Below are 16,912 nucleotides of genomic sequence, written 5' to 3'. Positions count from 1 at the left end.
AAGAAGTTCTCTTTCACATACCGGACCAGGCGCTCTACTTTCCCCTTAGTCTGCGGCTTCCTGACCTGACAGACCTTTGGCAGAAAGCCCATCTCTACCGCAAAGTCAGAGAATTGGGTATTCCAAATCACCTTGCCAGCCTCACGCCCTGCAACAACTGTCTTCATGTTGTCTGTCAGAACTTCCTTAGGTACACCCCCGAAATACAGAAATGCGTTCAGCATACACCGTTCCATGCTGCGTAGGTCACAGCGGCTTACAAACTCAATGTACTTGGTACGGGAATATCCTAATATCATCACAAAAACAGCCACTTTGTGCAGGGCCCCGCTTTGGTCCTGATACTGACAGATAATGAGACTCGCGCATTGGACGCCCGCAAAGCATCGTGCGCCGCACCCATCAGCATGGGCCGGGGTGAAATTCCCGTGGAGCTGTGCCAGCAGCCGTCCGTTTTCTGCCTCTTTCGTATTGATCTTTCTTGCGAAAGGGGGTCATTCTATGCAAGAAAAAACTGCTGCCGGCAAGACCGGCACATCCAATAAATCATTAGATGAAAAGACGACCTATCGCTTCGGCAATAGGTCGTTTGTCGTTGAACCTGTTTTTCGGCAAGATGGCCCGGACACCCTGGGCAGCATCCTTCTGCGGCTGATGAAGTCCGAGAGCGAAGCAAAGTAAATCTCCCGGACCCGGCTGACAGGGACGGCGGATGGCGGTATAATGAACATAGACAAGTTATATTTGCTATTCGGCTGTCCCGGAGGAAGGAGGACTGAATGAGACAGTCGAACAACCGCAAATCCCGTGATGTGACCGCGTTCCTCTATGAGCGGCTTTCCCGCGATGACAACCTGGAGGGCGAGAGTTACAGCATCGGCAACCATGATGTAATGTATAGAGGGTGGATTACACCAAAAAACATTACATCATGACTGGCGGCTCATTTGTGGCGAATGAAAAGACAGTTATGATAAAGGAGGGATGCCCTCAAACCTACCGTAACTGTCAACCACATTCCCACGAAAGGAGCCTTGTATGGAACTGACTTACACCAAATGCGGCGACTATCTCATTCCCAACCTTGTGTTATCGGACACCAAAGAGTACCATATCGGGAAATATGGCCGGTTGCGCCGTGCCTACTTAAAAGAACACCGGCCCATTCTGTATACCGATCTTATTGTCACTGAAAAGCTGTTTCCCCATTTGGAGGAAATCGACACCGCCTGCCGGGAGCGGCTGGAAATTATCGAAAAAGCCATGATGCAGCAAGAGGGCGTCACAGAAGCCCTGAAAGCTGCCGACCAGATGGCATGGGTGCGCTCCATGAACTCCATCCACAACAGAGCCGAGGAAATCGTCCTGGCGGAGCTGGTCTACTGTTGAGGGAGGGAACGCAATGATTTTGGAAGCCATGTATAACGGGGAGTTTTATCCCTGTGAAACCGTTGTTCCCACGTCCCCGGAATACCGCAAGGCAGTCCAAACCTGTGCGGCGTTGATGGAGCAGTTATCCCAGCGACTCAGCAAAGAGGACTATGCTCTGGTGGAAGAACTCCGGGCGCAGAACGCTATCGCTCAGTGCGAGGAAAGTGAGAGCCATTTCAAGTATGGCTTTTCGGCTGGGCTGATCGTCCAGCAGGAAGCCCATGAACAGCTGCAAAACAAGAAATAAGCGATGGCCGAAAAAGCCCACGCAGCCGGAAAGAGAACCGGTGGCGTGGGCTTTCTGTATATATGGTTATTCTGTCAGATCATCCGAAGTTTCCGCAACCAGTCTGTCAAAGTCGCTCTGATAGGTCCGATCCTGCAATACCCGGAACTTTTCAAACTCTTTCTCAGCAAAGGCTTTGGCAATGGCGGCAGTCACCTTGCCTTTATCATGCAGAATATCTTCCTCGTTGAACTGTAAAAATGCGTCAAGTCGCTTGACCCAATCGGCCATATACATGACATTTCCCCGGCGGGCCTGCCGCTCCGCATAGTCCAGGTACATGGTGACGATCTCGTTCAGGTTTCGCATTTCCGTTTCGTTCAGATAGTTTTTGGCGACGGTGACATCCGATTTACGGATGCGGCCTTTGGGGGCGTTTTTCCATGTGGTCAGCCCCATGTTGGGCTTGGTGCTGTCGGCACGCCCATATACGATCTCGGCGGCGGTATGATGGGTGACCGCATAGTGGAGCTTATTCTGCACCGTTGCGAAAAACTCCTTTGTGATGGGGCTTTCCACATCGTAGTCGGCGCTGCACTGGGAATAAATGTCCGTGATTTTTTGGTAAAATCTTCTCTCGCTGGCCCGGATGTCCCGGATACGCTCCAGCTGTTCCTCGAAATAATCCTTGCCGAAAAAGTTCTCCGGCTCCCGCAGCCGTGCGTCATCCATCACATAACCTTTGATGATGAACTCTTTTAGCACCCGGTTCGCCCAAATGCGGAACATAGTCGCCTTTTTGGAGTTCACACGATACCCCACAGCGATAATGGCATCCAGATTATAATAGTTGGTCTGATACCGTTTTCCGTCCGCCGCAGTTGTTTCCATTTTGGAAACAACTGAATCCTCGCTCAGTTCGCCGGATTCAAAAATGTTTTTCAGATGCTTGGAAATGGCTGCTTTCTGTACCTCAAACAGCTCTGCCATTTTTGCCTGTGTCAGCCAGAGATTTTCCTGAAAGAGCAGGATTTCCACCCGCACTTCTCCATTTTCGGTCTTGTAAAAGAGGATTTCTCTGGTTTCATACGGGGTCAGTCCCTGTTCCTCGCTCATTCCTCGTCACCTCTATCCGTCCGGTTCTTTCCCCGGCTCTTGTAAACATTGTACTGATTCTTGCACCGTGGGCTGCAAAAGGCGGCGTTGGACCGGCTGCCCAGAAACACCTTCTGGCAGTGCTTGCACAGGCGCAGGGGCTGGTCACTGTCCACCAACATGAAGCTGAACATCATCTGGATGCCCAACAGCAGGGAGTGAAAATCCCAGTAAATGGTGGGCTTATCCAGCAACTCAATGTGGTAGCTGGGGGCAATCCCGCCAAATGCGGCCATAGCCTTGCGGTGCAGCCCCCGTTCGTCCTCGCCCATGAAATCATAGTCATTGTAGTAGAAAAAGGCGGTGGTCAGCGTAAAGGCCCAGTCCTTGAACTGTTGAGCAACCCACTCGTAGGGTTCCGCATATTCCCGCTGGAAACTCATGTTTTTCGCCATCGGCTCGTCCATGAAGGTCATGGTCAGGGCAATCATCGTCCGGTCACCGGACACATTCCACGTGGATTCTATGCCTTTCTTCACCAAGTCCAGCTGGTCAAAAGGATAAAACAGGGACAGATATTGGTCCGTCGCCATGGATTCTTCCTTAATGAAGTGGTTTTTGGGCAGGTATACCGCCTCATAGTCCATAAAGGACGGCGTGGTGGGCAGGGCGGTCATCAGCCCCAGCAGGCCGTACCGGGTGATAAACTCCATGATCGCCTTTTCCACTTCTGCTTCCGGCTTGCGTCCCATCATCAGCATCCCCACATTCAGCGCATCCAGCACAATGTTGGGGACCTCTTTCAGCGGATTGTAGACATCCGGCTTTGCGCTCTTGCCGGGGGTGATATACCGCTTGCCATCTTCCGCTGTTTTCAGCTCGTAATGATCGTACCGCACCCAATGGGAACGGGACTGTTCAAATAAATTTTTCATCATACACGCCCTTTCTCCTTAATCGTCCCAATTATCAGGGGCGGTTTTTCTTTTTTCTGCGCTTGGTCTTATTCTCCCGCCGGATCACGGCGTCCTTGCCTTGTTTCCTTGCAATTTTCGAGTATTCCTCCAAAAACTGGCGTTCCCGCAAGGTCAAGCTGCTACCATGCTCCTGCTTGCCGCACAGATGGTCATACATCTGGCGCTGCAATTTTTTGTGGATGGTTTTCCGCAGCTTGCGGATGTTACGGTCAGACTGCCCACGCACAGCGGCAAGCCGGGTGGTGCTGTACAGCCGCAAAGAGAGAAAATACAAAACCTCCTTGTGTTCCTCGCTCAGTTCCTCCACCATGCGGGAAATAAAGGGATCGGCGGTCAGGTTGTGCATCTCATAGGGGCAGTCAAACAGGATGTCCAGAAAGTTCCCGGCCATCAGCTGCCGGTATGCGGGGTTGTTCATCCAGCGGGGAATGAGCTTCGGTTCCGGGACCGCCTGATATTCCAGCGGCACATCCCCACGGAGGTTTTCATGGTCCCGTTCCCGGCGCTCCCGGTTCCGGTCCAGCTTGTTCCATTCCTCCACCACGGCTCGGAAATCCTTTTCGGTGCGGGCTGCTTCCTCCAGCCGCCGTATGGCCTCGGCCCGCATCTCCCGTTTGAGCCGCTTATCGCTGACCGGGGCAGCTTCCTCTTCCTCGTCCTCCAGCTCTGCTTCATAGTCGATGGGATGCTCGTCCTGCTCCAGCTCACTTTCCAGCTCGGCCAGACGTTCTTCCGCAAGCGCCTGTTCCAGCGTTTCTTCCGCCCCAGCGTCCCATCCGGTGAAGCCACCCTCGGTATCCAGAAGCTCGTCATCAGACAGATACGCCATGACCCCACCTCTTTTCAAAAAAATATTTTGCGATTTTTCAAAAATGGTTCCGTTTTGCACCCCGGATTTCTCCTATTAGTGAAAGAGTAATCTAAAAACAAGTTACTTGGGTTACATTCGCTCGTTCACGCAGGAGAAAGGGGGCTTTCGCCATGTTCAGGCTTGATACAAAAAAGCAGTAACACAATCGCAGGTTACAAACAACGGAACTATAACAACAGTATACACCGGATGCGCCGAAAGCGCAAGAAAGAGAGGTTCTATGGCAGATAAAAACGCCGTGTTTCTGACCCGGCACATTGGCAAGACCACTTATAAAGTTCGTGTCTACCTCAGCGAAACCGCCGAGGAAACGATGGAAGATAAAATTTTGCGGCTGATCCGCAACGATGGGCTGGCAAACCAGCCGGAATGTGGTATAATGGAACTGCCACAAATGAGCCGTCCGTCTGAAAGGAGCGCCTGATATGGCAAACAGACAGACGGAAGAAAAAATCACTGCGCTCTATGAGCGCCTGTCCCGTGACGATGACCTCACGGGCGACTCGAACTCCATTCTGAACCAGAAACGTTATCTCGAAAGCTATGCAGCACAGCGGGGCTACACCAATATCGTCCACTACACAGACGATGGGTGGTCCGGCGGCAACTTTGACCGTCCCGCATGGAAGCGCCTTGTGGCTGACATCGAGGCGGGCAAGGTGGCCCACCTGCTGTGTAAGGACCTAAGTCGGATCGGCAGAAACTACCTGCAAACCGGCTTTTACACCGAGGTAATGTTCCGGCAGAATGGGGTTCATTTTGTTGCTGTCGCCAATAACATTGACAGCGAGGAACAGGACAGCGGCGAGTTTGCCCCCTTTCTTAATATCATGAACGAATGGTATCTGCGTGACCAGTCCAAAAAGGTTTCGGCAGCATACCGTGTCAAGGGCAAGGCGGGCAAGCCAACCACCAACAACGCCATCTATGGCTACAAAAAAGACCCAGAGGACAAGGACCACTGGCTGGTGGACGAGGAAGCCGCCGCCGTGGTGCGGCGGATCTTCCGGCTTGCGGTGGAGGGGCACGGCCCCCATGAGATTGCCAAGATACTCACACAGGAAAAGGTGGAGTGCCCCGCCTATTATCTGGCTCGCAACGGCAGAGGCAGCCGTAAGAACACCGTGGACACCAGCCGCCCCTATGACTGGTACGGCTTCACGGTCAGTTCTATGCTGACCAAGCCGGAGTATATGGGGCACACCGTGAATTTCCGTTCCTCCAAAAAGTCCTACCGGGATAAGCGGGTAAAAAATGACCCGTCCGACTGGATGATTTTTGAGAACACCCACGAGGCCATCGTTGACCCGGAAACCTGGCAGCTGGCCCAGCAGGTGAAACGGACGGTGCGCCGGACAGATACCACCGGCGTTGCCAATCCCCTGACCGGCCTTGTGTTCTGTGCCGACTGCGGAGCCAAGATGTATAACCACCGGGGCAAACGCAAAAAGGACGGGCGGGAGTATGGAACCGACTTTTATAACTGCTCCACCTACACCCTGACCTTTGAGCGGGAAACCCAGATGTGTTTTTCCCACACGGTCAGCACTAAGGCTCTGAATGCTCTGATTCTGGAAACCATCCGCACTACCGCCAGCTATGCCATCCAGAACAAGGAGGAATTTATTCAGAAGGTTCGCAGCATTTCACAGGTTCGCCAGCAGGAAGCGGCCAAGGAGCTCAAACGCAAGGTCGCCAAGGAGCGCAGGCGCAGCGCCGAGCTGGATGTGCTGATTAAAAAATTGTATGAAACCTATGCCATGGGCAAGTTGGAGGAAAAACGGTTCGAACTGCTGTGTGCTGAATATGAGAAGGAACAGGCGGAGCTGGAACAGCTGCTTGCCTCCGAGCAAGCACAGCTGGATCAGTTTCACGAGGATACGGACCGTGCCAGCCACTTTCTGGCGCTGGCACAGAAATATACGGATTTCACCGAGTTGACCGCCCCCATGCTCCATGAATTTGTGGAGAAAATTTTAGTCCATGCCCCGGACAGAAGCACCGGAGAACGGGTGCAGGAAATTGAGATTTACCTGAACTTTATCGGGAAATTTGAAGTGCCCATGCCCGAACCCACCGAGGAAGAACTGGCTGCGGAGGAAAAGCGCCGCCAGAAGCGCATCCGTGACCATGAAAAATATCTGCGCCAGAAGGATCGCAAACAGAAGATTGCCGAGGGGTTGATCGTTCCGGGCGAACCGTACCAGCTGGTGTGCCAGTGCTGCGGAGAGCCGTTCCAGTCTGTCCGCCCCAACGCTAAATTCTGCAAACCCGCCTGTCGGGAGAAGTTCTACCGGCAGGAGAAGCGGAAAGCCAAAGAAACGGAAACATCACAAACTGCATAAGGACTGTGGCCTGCCCAAATAAACCGGGCAGGCCGCATTTTTATGCCCTGAAACGGAGGGATTTTTATGACACTCTTTGAACTGGTAAAACAGAATATTTGTGTGCCGGATGCGGCGGAACACTATGGGCTGCAAGTCAGCCGAAACGGGATGTGCAGCTGTCCGTTCCATGAGGACCGGCACCCCAGCATGAAGCTGAACGAACGGTATTTTTACTGCTTCGGCTGCGGAGCCACCGGCGATGTGATCGACCTTGTGGCGAGGTTATTTGACCTGAGCAGTTACGAAGCAGTGCAGAAGCTGGCACAGGATTTTGGGATTGGCCCGGACAAGCCCCCTGCGGCAGCTGCCCTGCCCAAACCGGAGCGTCCTCTGCTGAAAGCATACCGGCAGGAGGAAGTGCGCTGTCTGCGGGTATTGTGCGATTATCTGCATCTTCTGGAAGGTTGGAAACAGAACTATGCCCCAGCCAATCCAGATGACAGTTTAGATGACCGGTTTGTGGAAGCCTGCCAGATGCTGGACTATGTTGAGTATCTGGCGGATTTGCTGATTGCCGCCGAGCTGGAACAGCGGGTAAAAATCGTAGAAATGCTGAACAAGGATGGCCTGATCGCCGGTTTGGAGGAACGGCTGGACAGGCTGAAAAAGGAGGACGACGCCCATGAAAAACAAAGCGCAGCTTGACGGGATGCCCGTCTGGTTCGATGGCAAAAGCATCAACGAAGCCCTGTTTTGTGAGGAGTTCTTGCAGACGCACAAGATCATCTTCACAAACGGGGCTTTTTTCACGCCCGAAGGCCGTGTGACCGATGAACTGCCCCTGCGGGGAGAAATTTTTGAGGAGCTGAAATGCTGTGCGGTCAGCAACATTCCCCGCAAAATCAGCAACATTGTGGAGCTGATGAAGCTGGCGGCGTTGGTGGAGGATTTCCCCCCGGAGCCGGATCGGATTCATCTTTCCAACGGGACTCTTTTTCTGGACGGAACCTTTGTGGAGGGAAAGCCGAAAATCGTCCGCAACCGCTTCCCCGTGTCCTACAAGCCCAACGCCCCGAAACCTGTTCTCTGGCTGCAATTTCTGGATGGCCTGCTCTACCCGGAGGACATCCCCACCTTGCAGGAATATATCGGCTACTGCCTGATTCCCAGCAACAAGGGACAGCGGATGATGGTTATTAAAGGCAGCGGCGGCGAGGGCAAGTCGCAGATCGGCGCTGTGCTGGGAACTTTGTTCGGTTCCAACATGAAGGATGGCAGCATCGGGAAAATATCCGAGAACCGGTTTGCCCGTGCCGATTTGGAACATATCCTCCTGTGCGTGGATGACGATATGCGAATGGAGGCCCTGCGCCAGACCAACTATGTAAAATCCATCGTCACCGCCCAGGGCAAAATGGATCTGGAGCGCAAGGGCAAGCAGAGCTATCAGGGATGGATGTGCGCCCGGCTGCTGGCCTTCTCCAACGGAGATTTGCAGGCGCTGTTTGACCGGAGCGACGGATTTTATCGCCGCCAGCTGGTGCTAACCACGAAAGAAAAACCGGCTGGCCGTGTGGATGATCCTGACCTTGCCGAGAAGATGAAAGCCGAGGTGGAGGGCATTCTGCTGTGGGCTTTTGAGGGATTGCAGCGGCTGGCCGCAAACAACTTCAAGTTCACCGAGAGCCAGCGCACCAAAGACAACCGGGAAGCAGTCAAACGGGACAACAACAATGTCTATGATTTTCTGGATTCTGACGGGTATGTTCGCCTGAAAGCGGATCTATCTGCCAGCTCCAAAGAACTGTACGAGGCATACCAGATTTACTGCACCGAAAACAACCTGCCTGCCCTGAAGCCACGCAGCTTCAGCGAAGCCCTGATTGCCTGCCAGAGCCGCTACAATCTGGAATACTGCAACAATGTGACCAATGCAGCCGGGCGGCGGGTGCGTGGCTTTCTGGGGATTGAGGTACTGGTGAGAAATCATATATCAGTGTTTTCCGGTGATTCGATGCGTACGTACGTACCGGAAGATGTGCCGGAGGAGTGGCGGCGCTGAGCCATGTACGTACGTACGCTTTGATTGACCGTTGTTCTCCCTTTTATAGCAATTCAGCGGCTATGTCAGTCAGAATCACCGGTCAAATCCCATGTTAAATCAAGGCAAGTGGAAATCGAAAAGTATTTGCCTATTGGAAGAAATCATTTTGCGAAACCGTGCTTCTCGCCCCGGTGAACCGGGTGCATGGAATCATGGGGAAATGCACGGTTTCAAGCCGAGTCACACGTAACGGAAAAGTCGGAAGGTGCGACCTATGGGCAGGACATCACACCGGCAATTCTGAACGGATTTGGTGACAAGGAGATTTTTCACCACACAGCGAAGCGGTTATGCCAGAAGGCGTGCCGACTTCGCTTTTTTATCAAGAAAATTTAGGAGGATTTTTGATGATGACGGTACGCAATGAGATTAAGGCACAGATCGTCCGGGCGGGATACACCATGCAGGAGGTAGTTGACCGGCTCCATGAGGAATACGACTGGTCGGACAGCGTTTCCAACCTGTCGGCCAAGCTCCAGCGGGAATCCATCCGCTACAAGGAGGTTGTGGAACTGGCCGATGTGCTGGGCTATGACCTGATCTGGCAGAAGCGGAGGTAATCCCATGACAAGTGAAGAAAAGAAACTGTTGCAGGCAAAGCACCGCTTGGAGGAAGCCCAGGCACGGGACCGGGTGAAGGAGCGAAAAGCCCGGACAAGGCGGCTCATTCAGGAGGGCGCTGTACTGGAAAAAGTGCTGCCGGAAGTACAGGCGGTAGGGCTTGATAATCTGGAAGAGTACCTGCGGCGAAAGCTGGCAGGACACGATTGAAAACTGCTGGGAGGTCTCCGGGAAACCGGGGGCCTTCCTCTTTTTTATCCCGAAGGGCGCACTTACTCACCACCTGCTAAAGCAGGCGGTGGTAGCCCTCCCGTTGGTCGGGCACGTGCGCTCTCCGAGGGGGATTGCGACTCCTGCGGGAGCCGCTGGACAAGGCTGCATTTCTGCCAAACTGCCAGCCTTGCCCATGCAGTCGACGCAGGGGTTTCCGTTTTGGAAGCCCCTGTTCATGGGGTGGTATATTGCCACCCCATCCCGCCGCCTGCCTGCGTCAACCTGCCACCGGCAGCTTGACACAGATACAGGGGTGGAACGAATCGTTCCGCCCCTGCTGGTGGTGCGTCGTATTTCACGACGCACTGAGCGAAAACAAGGGTGCCCTGTTTCGGGGCACCCCTTTCAGAAAGGACAAGGTGATTTATGGCGATTTATCATTTGGAGGCTAAGATAGTCAGCCGTGGAGCCGGACGCTCCGTCGTAGCTGCTGCGGCCTATCTGAGCTGTTCCCGGATGCTCAACGAGTATGACGGGGTGCAGCACGACTACACCCGCAAACAGGGCCTTGGGTGGCGGCAGGTTTTTCTGCCAGCCACCGCCCCCGCAGAGTGGCAGGATCGGGAAAACCTGTGGAACGCCGTGGAGGAAACCGAAACCGCAAAGGATAGCCGCCTCGCCCGTGAATTTGTGGCGGCGTTGCCCATAGAACTGAGCCGAGAGGAACAAATCCAGCTCCTGCAAGATTTCATCAAGGAGCAGTTCGTGGCAGACGGGATGTGCGCTGATGCTGCCATCCATGACCCATATCCTCCCGGACACAATCCCCATGCCCATATCCTGCTGACGGTGCGCCCACTGGATGAAAAGGGAAAATGGCAGTACAAGACTGAGAAAGAATATCTCTGCATCAAAGACGGCGAGGAACGGGGCTTTACTGCCGCTGAGTTCAAACAGGCACAGGCCGACGGATGGGAGAAGCAGTATCAGTACAAGGTGGGCAAAAAGAAGGTGTATATGACCCCGTCCGCAGCGCAGGCCCAGGATTATGAACGGGTATCCAAGTATCCCAAAAGTACCAAATATGGCAGACAGAATCCCATCACGGAACGCTGGAACAGCGATGAGCAACTTGTTCTGTGGCGGGCTGCATGGGCAGATGTGGCAAACCGCCATCTGGAGCGCACCGGACATGAGGAACGCATCTACCACCGCAGCCATGCCGAGCGTGGTCTGCTGGAGCGGCCCACGGTCCATGAGGGTGTGGTTGCCAGAGCCATGGAAAAAAAGGGTATCATCTCTGACCGGTGCGAGCTGAACCGGCAGATCAAGGCCGACAATGCCCTGCTCCGGGAGCTGAGGGGACAGGTCAAAAAGCTGGCGCAGGCAGTTAAAAATACCATCCCGGCACTTGCCGAGGCCATGGAAAATCTGCGAAAAAATCTGCTGCTATTCTGCTATCAGCTGGGGTATCTCCGCAAGGGCAAGGAACGCCTGAATGCTTCGCTGAATACGCTGCGCCCTGCCCTCACACAGTACCATCAGCTGGCAAAGGACATTCGGGATAAGACAAAAGAGCGCCGCAGCCTGCTGTCCGAGAAAAAGGCGCTCTCTGCGGTCCATGTGTTCCGGCACCGGGAACTGGCGGCAAAGATTGCGGCGCTGACAGAGGATTTGGAGGAACTGCGTTCGGAGAAAAATCTGCTTCTGGCGTCGCTGGCATATACCGAGGAAGATGCTGCCGAACAATTCCCTAAAGACATCGCCACCATGGAGCAGAGCCTGAAACGGCTGGAAGAACAGGAACAGAAATATTCCGCCGAGTTGGACGCTGCCCTGAACGAGTATGCCGGGCTTCGGGAGCAGGCCCAGGGCTTCGACCCAGTGCAGCTGTATGAAGCAAGACAGGCCATCCGCCCCGACAAGGAGCAGGAAGCGGAGAACCGGGCACAGCAGGTTTACGGTGAGAAATACAGCCCGCTTCTGATGTTTGACAGCAAAAAGACGGTTTCCCGGATGCTGCATGAGGATATGGAGCGGCAGGCTGTGCGGAGGATGGTGCGGCAGGTGCAGAAGGAGCAGCAGATTTCCAACAAGGGAAAGCGCAAGGAACAAGAGCGCTAATTGATGTTATAAAATATATTGAAGTTTTACTAATAAGAATTTTTATCGTCTGTTAGTTGCTTGACAAATATGCATTACTATGATACTTTTATCCTAAGTAAATATGATATCTGAGTGCCATCAATTTCGTATAGTGTTGATGGAGAATAGTGAATCCGGTTGGAATCCGGAACGGTACCGCCACTGTATGCGCGGAGGCACCGCACATGACGAAAGTCGGTCATTGGGAGTTAATCCTGAGAAGGCTGTGCGGAAGGCTTATGATACGCAAGTCAGGAGACCTGCTCAGGTTGTTAAAGTCTATTTGCTCTCGAGTTATGGAGAAATGGGCTATTTTGTTGCGAAAAAACGGCAGCAGCAGTCATGTATGACTGCTGCTTTTTTTGCATATCTTTAGCATACTTTTCTCCATTTTACTTTACTATTGCTTTTTCGTGGCTTAAACCACAAAAAGATATAAATCAATGGAGGAAAGTAAAATGAAGAACATGAAAAAATTTGTAGCACTCCTGCTTGCGATGTGCATTGCAACATCTCTTGCTGCCTGCGGTTCTCAGGAAAGTGAGACATCAGACAACTTAGGCGAGGTGTCTTCTACCAATCCAGTCTCTGACGATCAAGCTGCTGCTGATGAGGTGGCCAAGCTGATTGACGCAATCTATGTGCAAGAACGAAACGAAAACACGGATGAACAATGTGAGGCCGCAAAGGCTGCCTGGGATGCCCTGACGGATGCCCAAAAGGAATTGGTTTCCGGCGAATTTGCAGATCCAGACTATTTTGGACGGGATACTGGTGATGCTTCTAAAGATGATCCCCTCAACGGTGATGAAATCGGCGAAAATGAACTGCTCGTAGTCAGCTTCGGAACCTCTTTTAATGACAGCCGTGTTGCTGATATCAAGAGCATTGAGGACGCTTTGCAGGAAGCCTATCCGGACTGGTCGGTCAGAAGAGCATTTACCGCCCAGATCATTATCAATCATGTGCAGGCTCGTGACGGAGAAAAGATCGATAACGTCCAGCAGGCACTTGACCGTGCGGTAGAAAATGGTGTTAAGAATCTGGTGATTCAGCCTACCCATCTGATGTATGGTGCTGAGTATGATGAGCTGGCAGAAACCGTAGGAGCTTATCAGGATAAATTTGAATCGGTTCAGATCGCTGCTCCTCTTCTGGGCGATGTCGGTACCGATGCAACTGTCATCAATGAAGATAAAAAAGCTGTTGCAGAGGCTGTTACCGCAGAAGCGGTTAAGACAGCTGGATACCAGACTCTGGATGAAGCAAAGGCAGACGGCGTTGCATTCGTATTTATGGGTCACGGTACTTCCCACACAGCAAAGGTATCTTACAGCCAGATGCAGGCTCAGATGGAGGCTCTGGGATACAACAATGTATTTATCGGTACCGTTGAGGGTGAACCGGAAGAAACCGCCTGCGAAGCTGTTATTGAAAGCATCAAAGAAGCTGGTTATAAGAAAGTCATCCTTCGTCCTCTGATGGTCGTTGCAGGTGACCATGCAAACAATGATATGGCAGGCGATGATGCTGATTCCTGGAAGAGTATGTTCAACGCATCCGGCGCTTTTGAGAGCGTTGATACTCAGATTGCAGGCCTCGGTCAGATTCCAGCCATTCAGGAGCTATATGTTGCACATACTGGTGCTGTAATCAATCAATAAAGGAACAGATCGAGCATGAAAAAAAGAACGATACTCCTGTGTATGGCTGCTTTGGTCGCTGTTTTCGCCGTTGGATGCAGCAATCAGACGGATACATCTGCTCAGGACGGCTCCAGCCCTCCAGCTGTTTCGCTGGAACAACAAACAACTCTGGAAGATGGCATCTATTCTGCTGATTTTGAAACGGACAGCAGCATGTTCCGTGTCAACGAGACATGCGATGGTAAAGGAAAGCTGACGGTTCAGGACGGTAAAATGACCATTCACATTTCGCTTACCTCTCAGAATATTGTCAATCTTTTCCCAGGCACCGCAGAGGATGCCCAGAAAGATGGGGCAGAACTTTTGCAGCCTACTGTGGATACTGTAACTTATGAGGATGGAATAAGCGAAGAGGTCAACGGTTTTGATGTTCCAGTTCCGGTTCTGGACGAGCCGTTTAACCTTGCGCTAATCGGTACAAAGGGAAAGTGGTACGATCATGAGGTAATTGTATCGAACCCAGAAAAACTTGAATAAACCATGCTCTGTCCCTGCTCTTAACGGCAGGGACAGATTTGTATCTGGAGAGGAGGACGAATATGAGGAGAAGCATATTTCCCTATCTGGTGAAAAAATTTTGTCTTGGGCTATTGATGGTGATGTGTATCACATCCATTATGGTATTTCCTGCTTCAGCATCTGCGGAAGCAGCAACGGTTGATCTGGAGGATGGTGAATATTCCATAGAAGTCATACTGGAGGGTGGAAGCGGACGGGCGACTATTACATCTCCGGCAATTATGACTGTACGGGGTGGAAAGGGTTATGTTCAGATTGAATGGAGCAGCCCGAACTATGACTACATGAAGGTAGAAAATAAAACTTTTAAACCACTCCAGGAGGCTGGAAATTCCACTTTTGAACTTCCGATTATAGATTTTGATATGCCAATAGCGGTCGTTGCGAATACCACAGCAATGAGCACACCACATGAAATCGAATATACATTAACCTTCCTCCAAGACACCATAAAACAAGACACATCTTTTGAAATGATGGCTATGGTTGCAGGAACGGTAATTGTAATTGCCATAGTCGTAATTATCTCCTTTTTTGGGATTCATAAGAAACGGAGGAGCAAATAAAATGAGAAAAATGGCAGTAGTTTTATTGTGTTTTATCCTCATATTTACTGTATCCTCCTGCGGTTCACCTTCTGAAGCTGATTTGCTGGAAACACGTAATACTGATATCAGTCCGGATTTAACCTTCGATCACAGTATGCCTCTCGATTATGCTGAGGAATTTGCAGTGGACTATTACAATGATGGATATGCGCTTATTACCATCTCCAATGGTACGCAGTATCTGGTAATCCCAGAGGGAAAACCAGAGCCATCCGGTTTGGATGAAAACATTGTGCAGCTGCACCAACCGATCCAAAACATTTATTTAGTTGCCTCGGCTGTGATGGATATGTTTGTTTCGATGGATGCGTTGGATACGATCCGTTTCAGTGCGCTGAAAAGCGATGGCTGGTATATTGAACCAGTGCGTGCGGCAATGGAATCTGGAAATATTCTATATGCTGGCAAATATTCCGCTCCGGATTATGAGCACCTCATTGATGAGAATTGCAGCTTGGCGATTGAGAACACTATGATTTTTCATACGCCCGAAGTGAAGGAACAGCTGGAGAAGTTTGGAATCCCGGTTTTGGTGGATTATTCCAGTTATGAGTCTCACCCTCTCGGCAGAACAGAATGGGTAAAACTCTATGGATTGCTGACCGGACAGCAGGAAGCTGCTGAGTCAGCGTTCAATGCAGAAAAACAGGCGTTTGAGTCTGTCAGCGGAGCACAGCCTACCGGAAAAACAGTTGCATTTTTTTATATCACAACCAATGGCGAGGCTAACGTACGCAGACCGTCCGATTATCTGGCGAAAATGATTGAAATGGCTGGTGGAACCTATATTTTGGAACAAGATCCCGATGATGAAAGTAAATCTTCCACCATGAGCATGGAGATGGAAGCTTTTTATGCACAGGCAAAGGATGCCGATTATATCATCTATAACAGCACAGTAGACGGGGAACTCAAATCTCGGGATGAATTATTAACGAAAAGTCAGCTTTTAGAGAACTTCAAGGCTGTGCAGAATGGAAATGTTTATTGTACAACCCAGAACATTTACCAGTCCACTATGGAACTTGGCACCATCATCGCAGATATCCATAACATGCTGCAAGGAGATGATCAGAGCCTTACCTATATTTACAAGTTGGAGTGATACAAACAGATGAAGAAAAAACGATATTTTGCTGCATTTGTTGTTTTATTTGTGCTTCTGCTTTTGTTTCTGGTCATGAACCTATGTATCGGAAGCGTTAATATTCCATTTTCTGAGATTCCTAAAATCCTTCAAGGAATCGGAACGGATGAAACCTACACAGAAATTGTTACGCAGGTCCGAGCGCCAAGAGCATTTGCAGCGGTGATTTTGGGAGGTGCCCTCGCATTATCCGGATATCTGCTGCAAACCTTTTTCCACAATCCAATCGCAACCCCGTTTACGCTGGGCGTTTCATCCGGTGCAAAGCTGATTGTCGCATTGGTGATGGTAGCGTCCCTGCAATTTTCAGTACAGCTCGGTTCATGGCTGATGATTCTTGCGGCCTTTGCCGGTTCCATGTTATGCATGGGTTTTGTTATTCTAATGTCCAAAGTCATCAATCAGATGGCAATGCTCATTGTCAGCGGCGTCATGATCGGCTATATCTGTTCTGCTGTGACTGACTTTGTTGTTACATTTGCGGATGATGCGGATATTGTAAATCTGCACAATTGGTCTCTGGGCAGCTTTTCGGGGATTAACTGGGACAATGTAAAAGTTATGGCAATCGTAGTGCTTATTACGATGTTTTTTGTGTTTCTGTTATCCAAACCAATTAGCGCCTATCAGATGGGTGAAGCCTATGCGCAGAATATGGGGCTTAATGTATCACGTTTCCGTATTGTGCTGGTGATCCTGTCCAGTATCCTTTCGGCCTGTGTAACTGCATTTGCTGGACCGGTATCCTTCGTCGGAATCGCCGTTCCTCACCTTGTCAAAGGCTTGTTTGGTACAACACAGCCGATTTTAATGATTCCAGCTTGCTTCTTAGGAGGTGCGTCATTCTGCCTGTTCTGCGATTTGCTGGCAAGAACAGTATTTACTCCCACCGAGTTGTCGATCAGCACGGTAACTGCAATTTTGGGCGCTCCGGTGGTTATCTACATTATGCTACGCCGGAAAAGAGAAAAGATGGGGTAAT

General features: G+C 51.2%; 20 protein-coding genes and 1 riboswitch. Of the genes, 16 read left to right on the top strand and 4 right to left on the bottom strand.

The genetic code is table 11. The annotated features are described in order from the left end of the window. Window positions 1-323, bottom strand: a 323-nt coding sequence (locus tag ACEVJL_RS14545; protein ID WP_374738251.1) for a DDE-type integrase/transposase/recombinase, incomplete at its 3' end; no start/stop codon positions are given. Window positions 324-501: 178 nt separating this feature from the next. Here ACEVJL_RS14545 and ACEVJL_RS14540 point away from each other — a divergent pair. The 4 genes from ACEVJL_RS14540 to ACEVJL_RS14525 all read left to right on the top strand — a co-directional run bounded on the left by ACEVJL_RS14540 (window position 502) and on the right by ACEVJL_RS14525 (window position 1,678). Continuing rightward, window positions 502-681, top strand: a complete 180-nt coding sequence (locus tag ACEVJL_RS14540) for a hypothetical protein (protein WP_087348854.1) — start codon at window positions 502-504, stop codon at window positions 679-681. Between the two features lie 98 nt (window positions 682-779). Then, on the top strand, window positions 780-935 hold the full coding sequence (locus ACEVJL_RS14535; protein WP_374738248.1) for a hypothetical protein: 156 nt from the start codon (window positions 780-782) through the stop codon (window positions 933-935). A gap of 103 nt (window positions 936-1,038) precedes the next feature. Then, window positions 1,039-1,389: a TnpV protein gene (locus ACEVJL_RS14530; protein ID WP_178780107.1), complete on the top strand. Its 351-nt coding sequence runs from the start codon at window positions 1,039-1,041 to the stop codon at window positions 1,387-1,389. A gap of 13 nt (window positions 1,390-1,402) precedes the next feature. Then, entirely contained in the window at window positions 1,403-1,678 is a 276-nt protein-coding gene (locus ACEVJL_RS14525; RefSeq protein ID WP_087171132.1) for a DUF6809 family protein, read from the top strand. A 66-nt stretch (window positions 1,679-1,744) separates the two neighbouring features. Here ACEVJL_RS14525 and ACEVJL_RS14520 read toward each other — a convergent pair whose 3' ends face one another. Genes ACEVJL_RS14520 through ACEVJL_RS14510 form a run of 3 tightly spaced genes read right to left on the bottom strand, consistent with a single transcriptional unit; the run spans window position 1,745 to window position 4,558 of the window. Then, window positions 1,745-2,773 carry a virulence RhuM family protein gene (locus tag ACEVJL_RS14520; protein ID WP_071432522.1) on the bottom strand — a complete coding sequence of 343 codons (1,029 nt, stop codon included), beginning with the start codon at window positions 2,771-2,773 and terminating at the stop codon, window positions 1,745-1,747. Beyond that, window positions 2,770-3,690 carry a recombination protein NinG gene (locus tag ACEVJL_RS14515; protein WP_374738247.1) on the bottom strand — a complete coding sequence of 307 codons (921 nt, stop codon included), beginning with the start codon at window positions 3,688-3,690 and terminating at the stop codon, window positions 2,770-2,772. The genes ACEVJL_RS14520 and ACEVJL_RS14515 overlap by 4 nt, the downstream gene beginning before the upstream one ends. A gap of 31 nt (window positions 3,691-3,721) precedes the next feature. Continuing rightward, window positions 3,722-4,558, bottom strand: coding sequence for a sigma-70 family RNA polymerase sigma factor (locus ACEVJL_RS14510; RefSeq protein WP_374738246.1), 837 nt, complete (start codon window positions 4,556-4,558; stop codon window positions 3,722-3,724). Between the two features lie 262 nt (window positions 4,559-4,820). Here ACEVJL_RS14510 and ACEVJL_RS14505 point away from each other — a divergent pair, with 262 nt between their 5' ends. The 12 genes from ACEVJL_RS14505 (at window position 4,821) to ACEVJL_RS14450 (ending at window position 16,911) form a co-directional block, all read left to right on the top strand. Further along, window positions 4,821-5,024, top strand: coding sequence for a transposon-encoded TnpW family protein (locus ACEVJL_RS14505; protein ID WP_002595096.1), 204 nt, complete (start codon window positions 4,821-4,823; stop codon window positions 5,022-5,024). A gap of 1 nt (window position 5,025) precedes the next feature. After that, a complete protein-coding gene (locus ACEVJL_RS14500; RefSeq protein ID WP_374738245.1) occupies window positions 5,026-6,945 on the top strand; it encodes a DUF4368 domain-containing protein in 1,920 nt (639 codons plus the stop codon). Window positions 6,946-7,011: 66 nt separating this feature from the next. Continuing rightward, the gene (locus ACEVJL_RS14495; protein ID WP_374738244.1) at window positions 7,012-7,632 is read left to right on the top strand and encodes a CHC2 zinc finger domain-containing protein; all 621 of its coding nucleotides are present in this window, start codon (window positions 7,012-7,014) and stop codon (window positions 7,630-7,632) included. Further along, window positions 7,610-8,989 (top strand): DNA primase family protein, encoded by a 1,380-nt coding sequence (locus ACEVJL_RS14490; protein ID WP_374738243.1) that lies wholly within the window; start codon window positions 7,610-7,612, stop codon window positions 8,987-8,989. The genes ACEVJL_RS14495 and ACEVJL_RS14490 overlap by 23 nt, the downstream gene beginning before the upstream one ends. A gap of 392 nt (window positions 8,990-9,381) precedes the next feature. Next, window positions 9,382-9,591, top strand: a complete 210-nt coding sequence (locus tag ACEVJL_RS14485) for an LLM class flavin-dependent oxidoreductase (RefSeq protein WP_425475198.1) — start codon at window positions 9,382-9,384, stop codon at window positions 9,589-9,591. A gap of 4 nt (window positions 9,592-9,595) precedes the next feature. Then, the gene (locus tag ACEVJL_RS14480; protein WP_002596142.1) at window positions 9,596-9,802 is read left to right on the top strand and encodes a hypothetical protein; all 207 of its coding nucleotides are present in this window, start codon (window positions 9,596-9,598) and stop codon (window positions 9,800-9,802) included. Between the two features lie 429 nt (window positions 9,803-10,231). Next, on the top strand, window positions 10,232-11,929 hold the full coding sequence (gene mobQ, locus ACEVJL_RS14475) for a MobQ family relaxase (RefSeq protein WP_374738242.1): 1,698 nt from the start codon (window positions 10,232-10,234) through the stop codon (window positions 11,927-11,929). A 96-nt stretch (window positions 11,930-12,025) separates the two neighbouring features. Next, a riboswitch (cobalamin riboswitch) is annotated at window positions 12,026-12,232 on the top strand. Between the two features lie 176 nt (window positions 12,233-12,408). Continuing rightward, window positions 12,409-13,614, top strand: coding sequence for a sirohydrochlorin cobaltochelatase (locus ACEVJL_RS14470; protein WP_374738241.1), 1,206 nt, complete (start codon window positions 12,409-12,411; stop codon window positions 13,612-13,614). A 15-nt stretch (window positions 13,615-13,629) separates the two neighbouring features. Further along, window positions 13,630-14,133 carry a hypothetical protein gene (locus ACEVJL_RS14465; protein WP_374738240.1) on the top strand — a complete coding sequence of 168 codons (504 nt, stop codon included), beginning with the start codon at window positions 13,630-13,632 and terminating at the stop codon, window positions 14,131-14,133. 62 nt (window positions 14,134-14,195) lie between these two features. Then, window positions 14,196-14,741 carry a hypothetical protein gene (locus tag ACEVJL_RS14460; protein WP_302666156.1) on the top strand — a complete coding sequence of 182 codons (546 nt, stop codon included), beginning with the start codon at window positions 14,196-14,198 and terminating at the stop codon, window positions 14,739-14,741. Window position 14,742: 1 nt separating this feature from the next. Next, window positions 14,743-15,888 (top strand): ABC transporter substrate-binding protein, encoded by a 1,146-nt coding sequence (locus ACEVJL_RS14455; protein ID WP_002596137.1) that lies wholly within the window; start codon window positions 14,743-14,745, stop codon window positions 15,886-15,888. 9 nt (window positions 15,889-15,897) lie between these two features. Then, window positions 15,898-16,911 carry a FecCD family ABC transporter permease gene (locus ACEVJL_RS14450; RefSeq protein WP_235396245.1) on the top strand — a complete coding sequence of 338 codons (1,014 nt, stop codon included), beginning with the start codon at window positions 15,898-15,900 and terminating at the stop codon, window positions 16,909-16,911. Window position 16,912: the final 1 nt, after the last annotated feature.

Source organism: Flintibacter porci (assembly GCF_041925195.1).
GTDB classification, from domain to species: Bacteria; Bacillota; Clostridia; order Oscillospirales; family Oscillospiraceae; genus Lawsonibacter; species Lawsonibacter porci.
This window is presented reverse-complemented; position numbering and strand designations above follow the sequence as displayed.

What these genes read in the sequence shown, in the direction of transcription:
- ACEVJL_RS14470 (WP_374738241.1), top strand. Translation starts at nt 12,409, where the DNA reads ATGAAGAACATGAAAAAATTTGTAGCACTCCTGCTTGCGATGTGCATT.
- ACEVJL_RS14520 (WP_071432522.1), bottom strand. Translation starts at nt 2,773, where the DNA reads ATGAGCGAGGAACAGGGACTGACCCCGTATGAAACCAGAGAAATCCTC.
- ACEVJL_RS14480 (WP_002596142.1), top strand. Translation starts at nt 9,596, where the DNA reads ATGACAAGTGAAGAAAAGAAACTGTTGCAGGCAAAGCACCGCTTGGAG.
- ACEVJL_RS14500 (WP_374738245.1), top strand. Translation starts at nt 5,026, where the DNA reads ATGGCAAACAGACAGACGGAAGAAAAAATCACTGCGCTCTATGAGCGC.
- ACEVJL_RS14530 (WP_178780107.1), top strand. Translation starts at nt 1,039, where the DNA reads ATGGAACTGACTTACACCAAATGCGGCGACTATCTCATTCCCAACCTT.
- ACEVJL_RS14540 (WP_087348854.1), top strand. Translation starts at nt 502, where the DNA reads ATGCAAGAAAAAACTGCTGCCGGCAAGACCGGCACATCCAATAAATCA.
- mobQ (WP_374738242.1), top strand. Translation starts at nt 10,232, where the DNA reads ATGGCGATTTATCATTTGGAGGCTAAGATAGTCAGCCGTGGAGCCGGA.
- ACEVJL_RS14490 (WP_374738243.1), top strand. Translation starts at nt 7,610, where the DNA reads ATGAAAAACAAAGCGCAGCTTGACGGGATGCCCGTCTGGTTCGATGGC.
- ACEVJL_RS14515 (WP_374738247.1), bottom strand. Translation starts at nt 3,690, where the DNA reads ATGATGAAAAATTTATTTGAACAGTCCCGTTCCCATTGGGTGCGGTAC.
- ACEVJL_RS14505 (WP_002595096.1), top strand. Translation starts at nt 4,821, where the DNA reads ATGGCAGATAAAAACGCCGTGTTTCTGACCCGGCACATTGGCAAGACC.
- ACEVJL_RS14455 (WP_002596137.1), top strand. Translation starts at nt 14,743, where the DNA reads ATGAGAAAAATGGCAGTAGTTTTATTGTGTTTTATCCTCATATTTACT.
- ACEVJL_RS14485 (WP_425475198.1), top strand. Translation starts at nt 9,382, where the DNA reads ATGACGGTACGCAATGAGATTAAGGCACAGATCGTCCGGGCGGGATAC.
- ACEVJL_RS14495 (WP_374738244.1), top strand. Translation starts at nt 7,012, where the DNA reads ATGACACTCTTTGAACTGGTAAAACAGAATATTTGTGTGCCGGATGCG.
- ACEVJL_RS14465 (WP_374738240.1), top strand. Translation starts at nt 13,630, where the DNA reads ATGAAAAAAAGAACGATACTCCTGTGTATGGCTGCTTTGGTCGCTGTT.
- ACEVJL_RS14535 (WP_374738248.1), top strand. Translation starts at nt 780, where the DNA reads ATGAGACAGTCGAACAACCGCAAATCCCGTGATGTGACCGCGTTCCTC.
- ACEVJL_RS14510 (WP_374738246.1), bottom strand. Translation starts at nt 4,558, where the DNA reads ATGGCGTATCTGTCTGATGACGAGCTTCTGGATACCGAGGGTGGCTTC.
- ACEVJL_RS14525 (WP_087171132.1), top strand. Translation starts at nt 1,403, where the DNA reads ATGATTTTGGAAGCCATGTATAACGGGGAGTTTTATCCCTGTGAAACC.
- ACEVJL_RS14450 (WP_235396245.1), top strand. Translation starts at nt 15,898, where the DNA reads ATGAAGAAAAAACGATATTTTGCTGCATTTGTTGTTTTATTTGTGCTT.
- ACEVJL_RS14460 (WP_302666156.1), top strand. Translation starts at nt 14,196, where the DNA reads ATGAGGAGAAGCATATTTCCCTATCTGGTGAAAAAATTTTGTCTTGGG.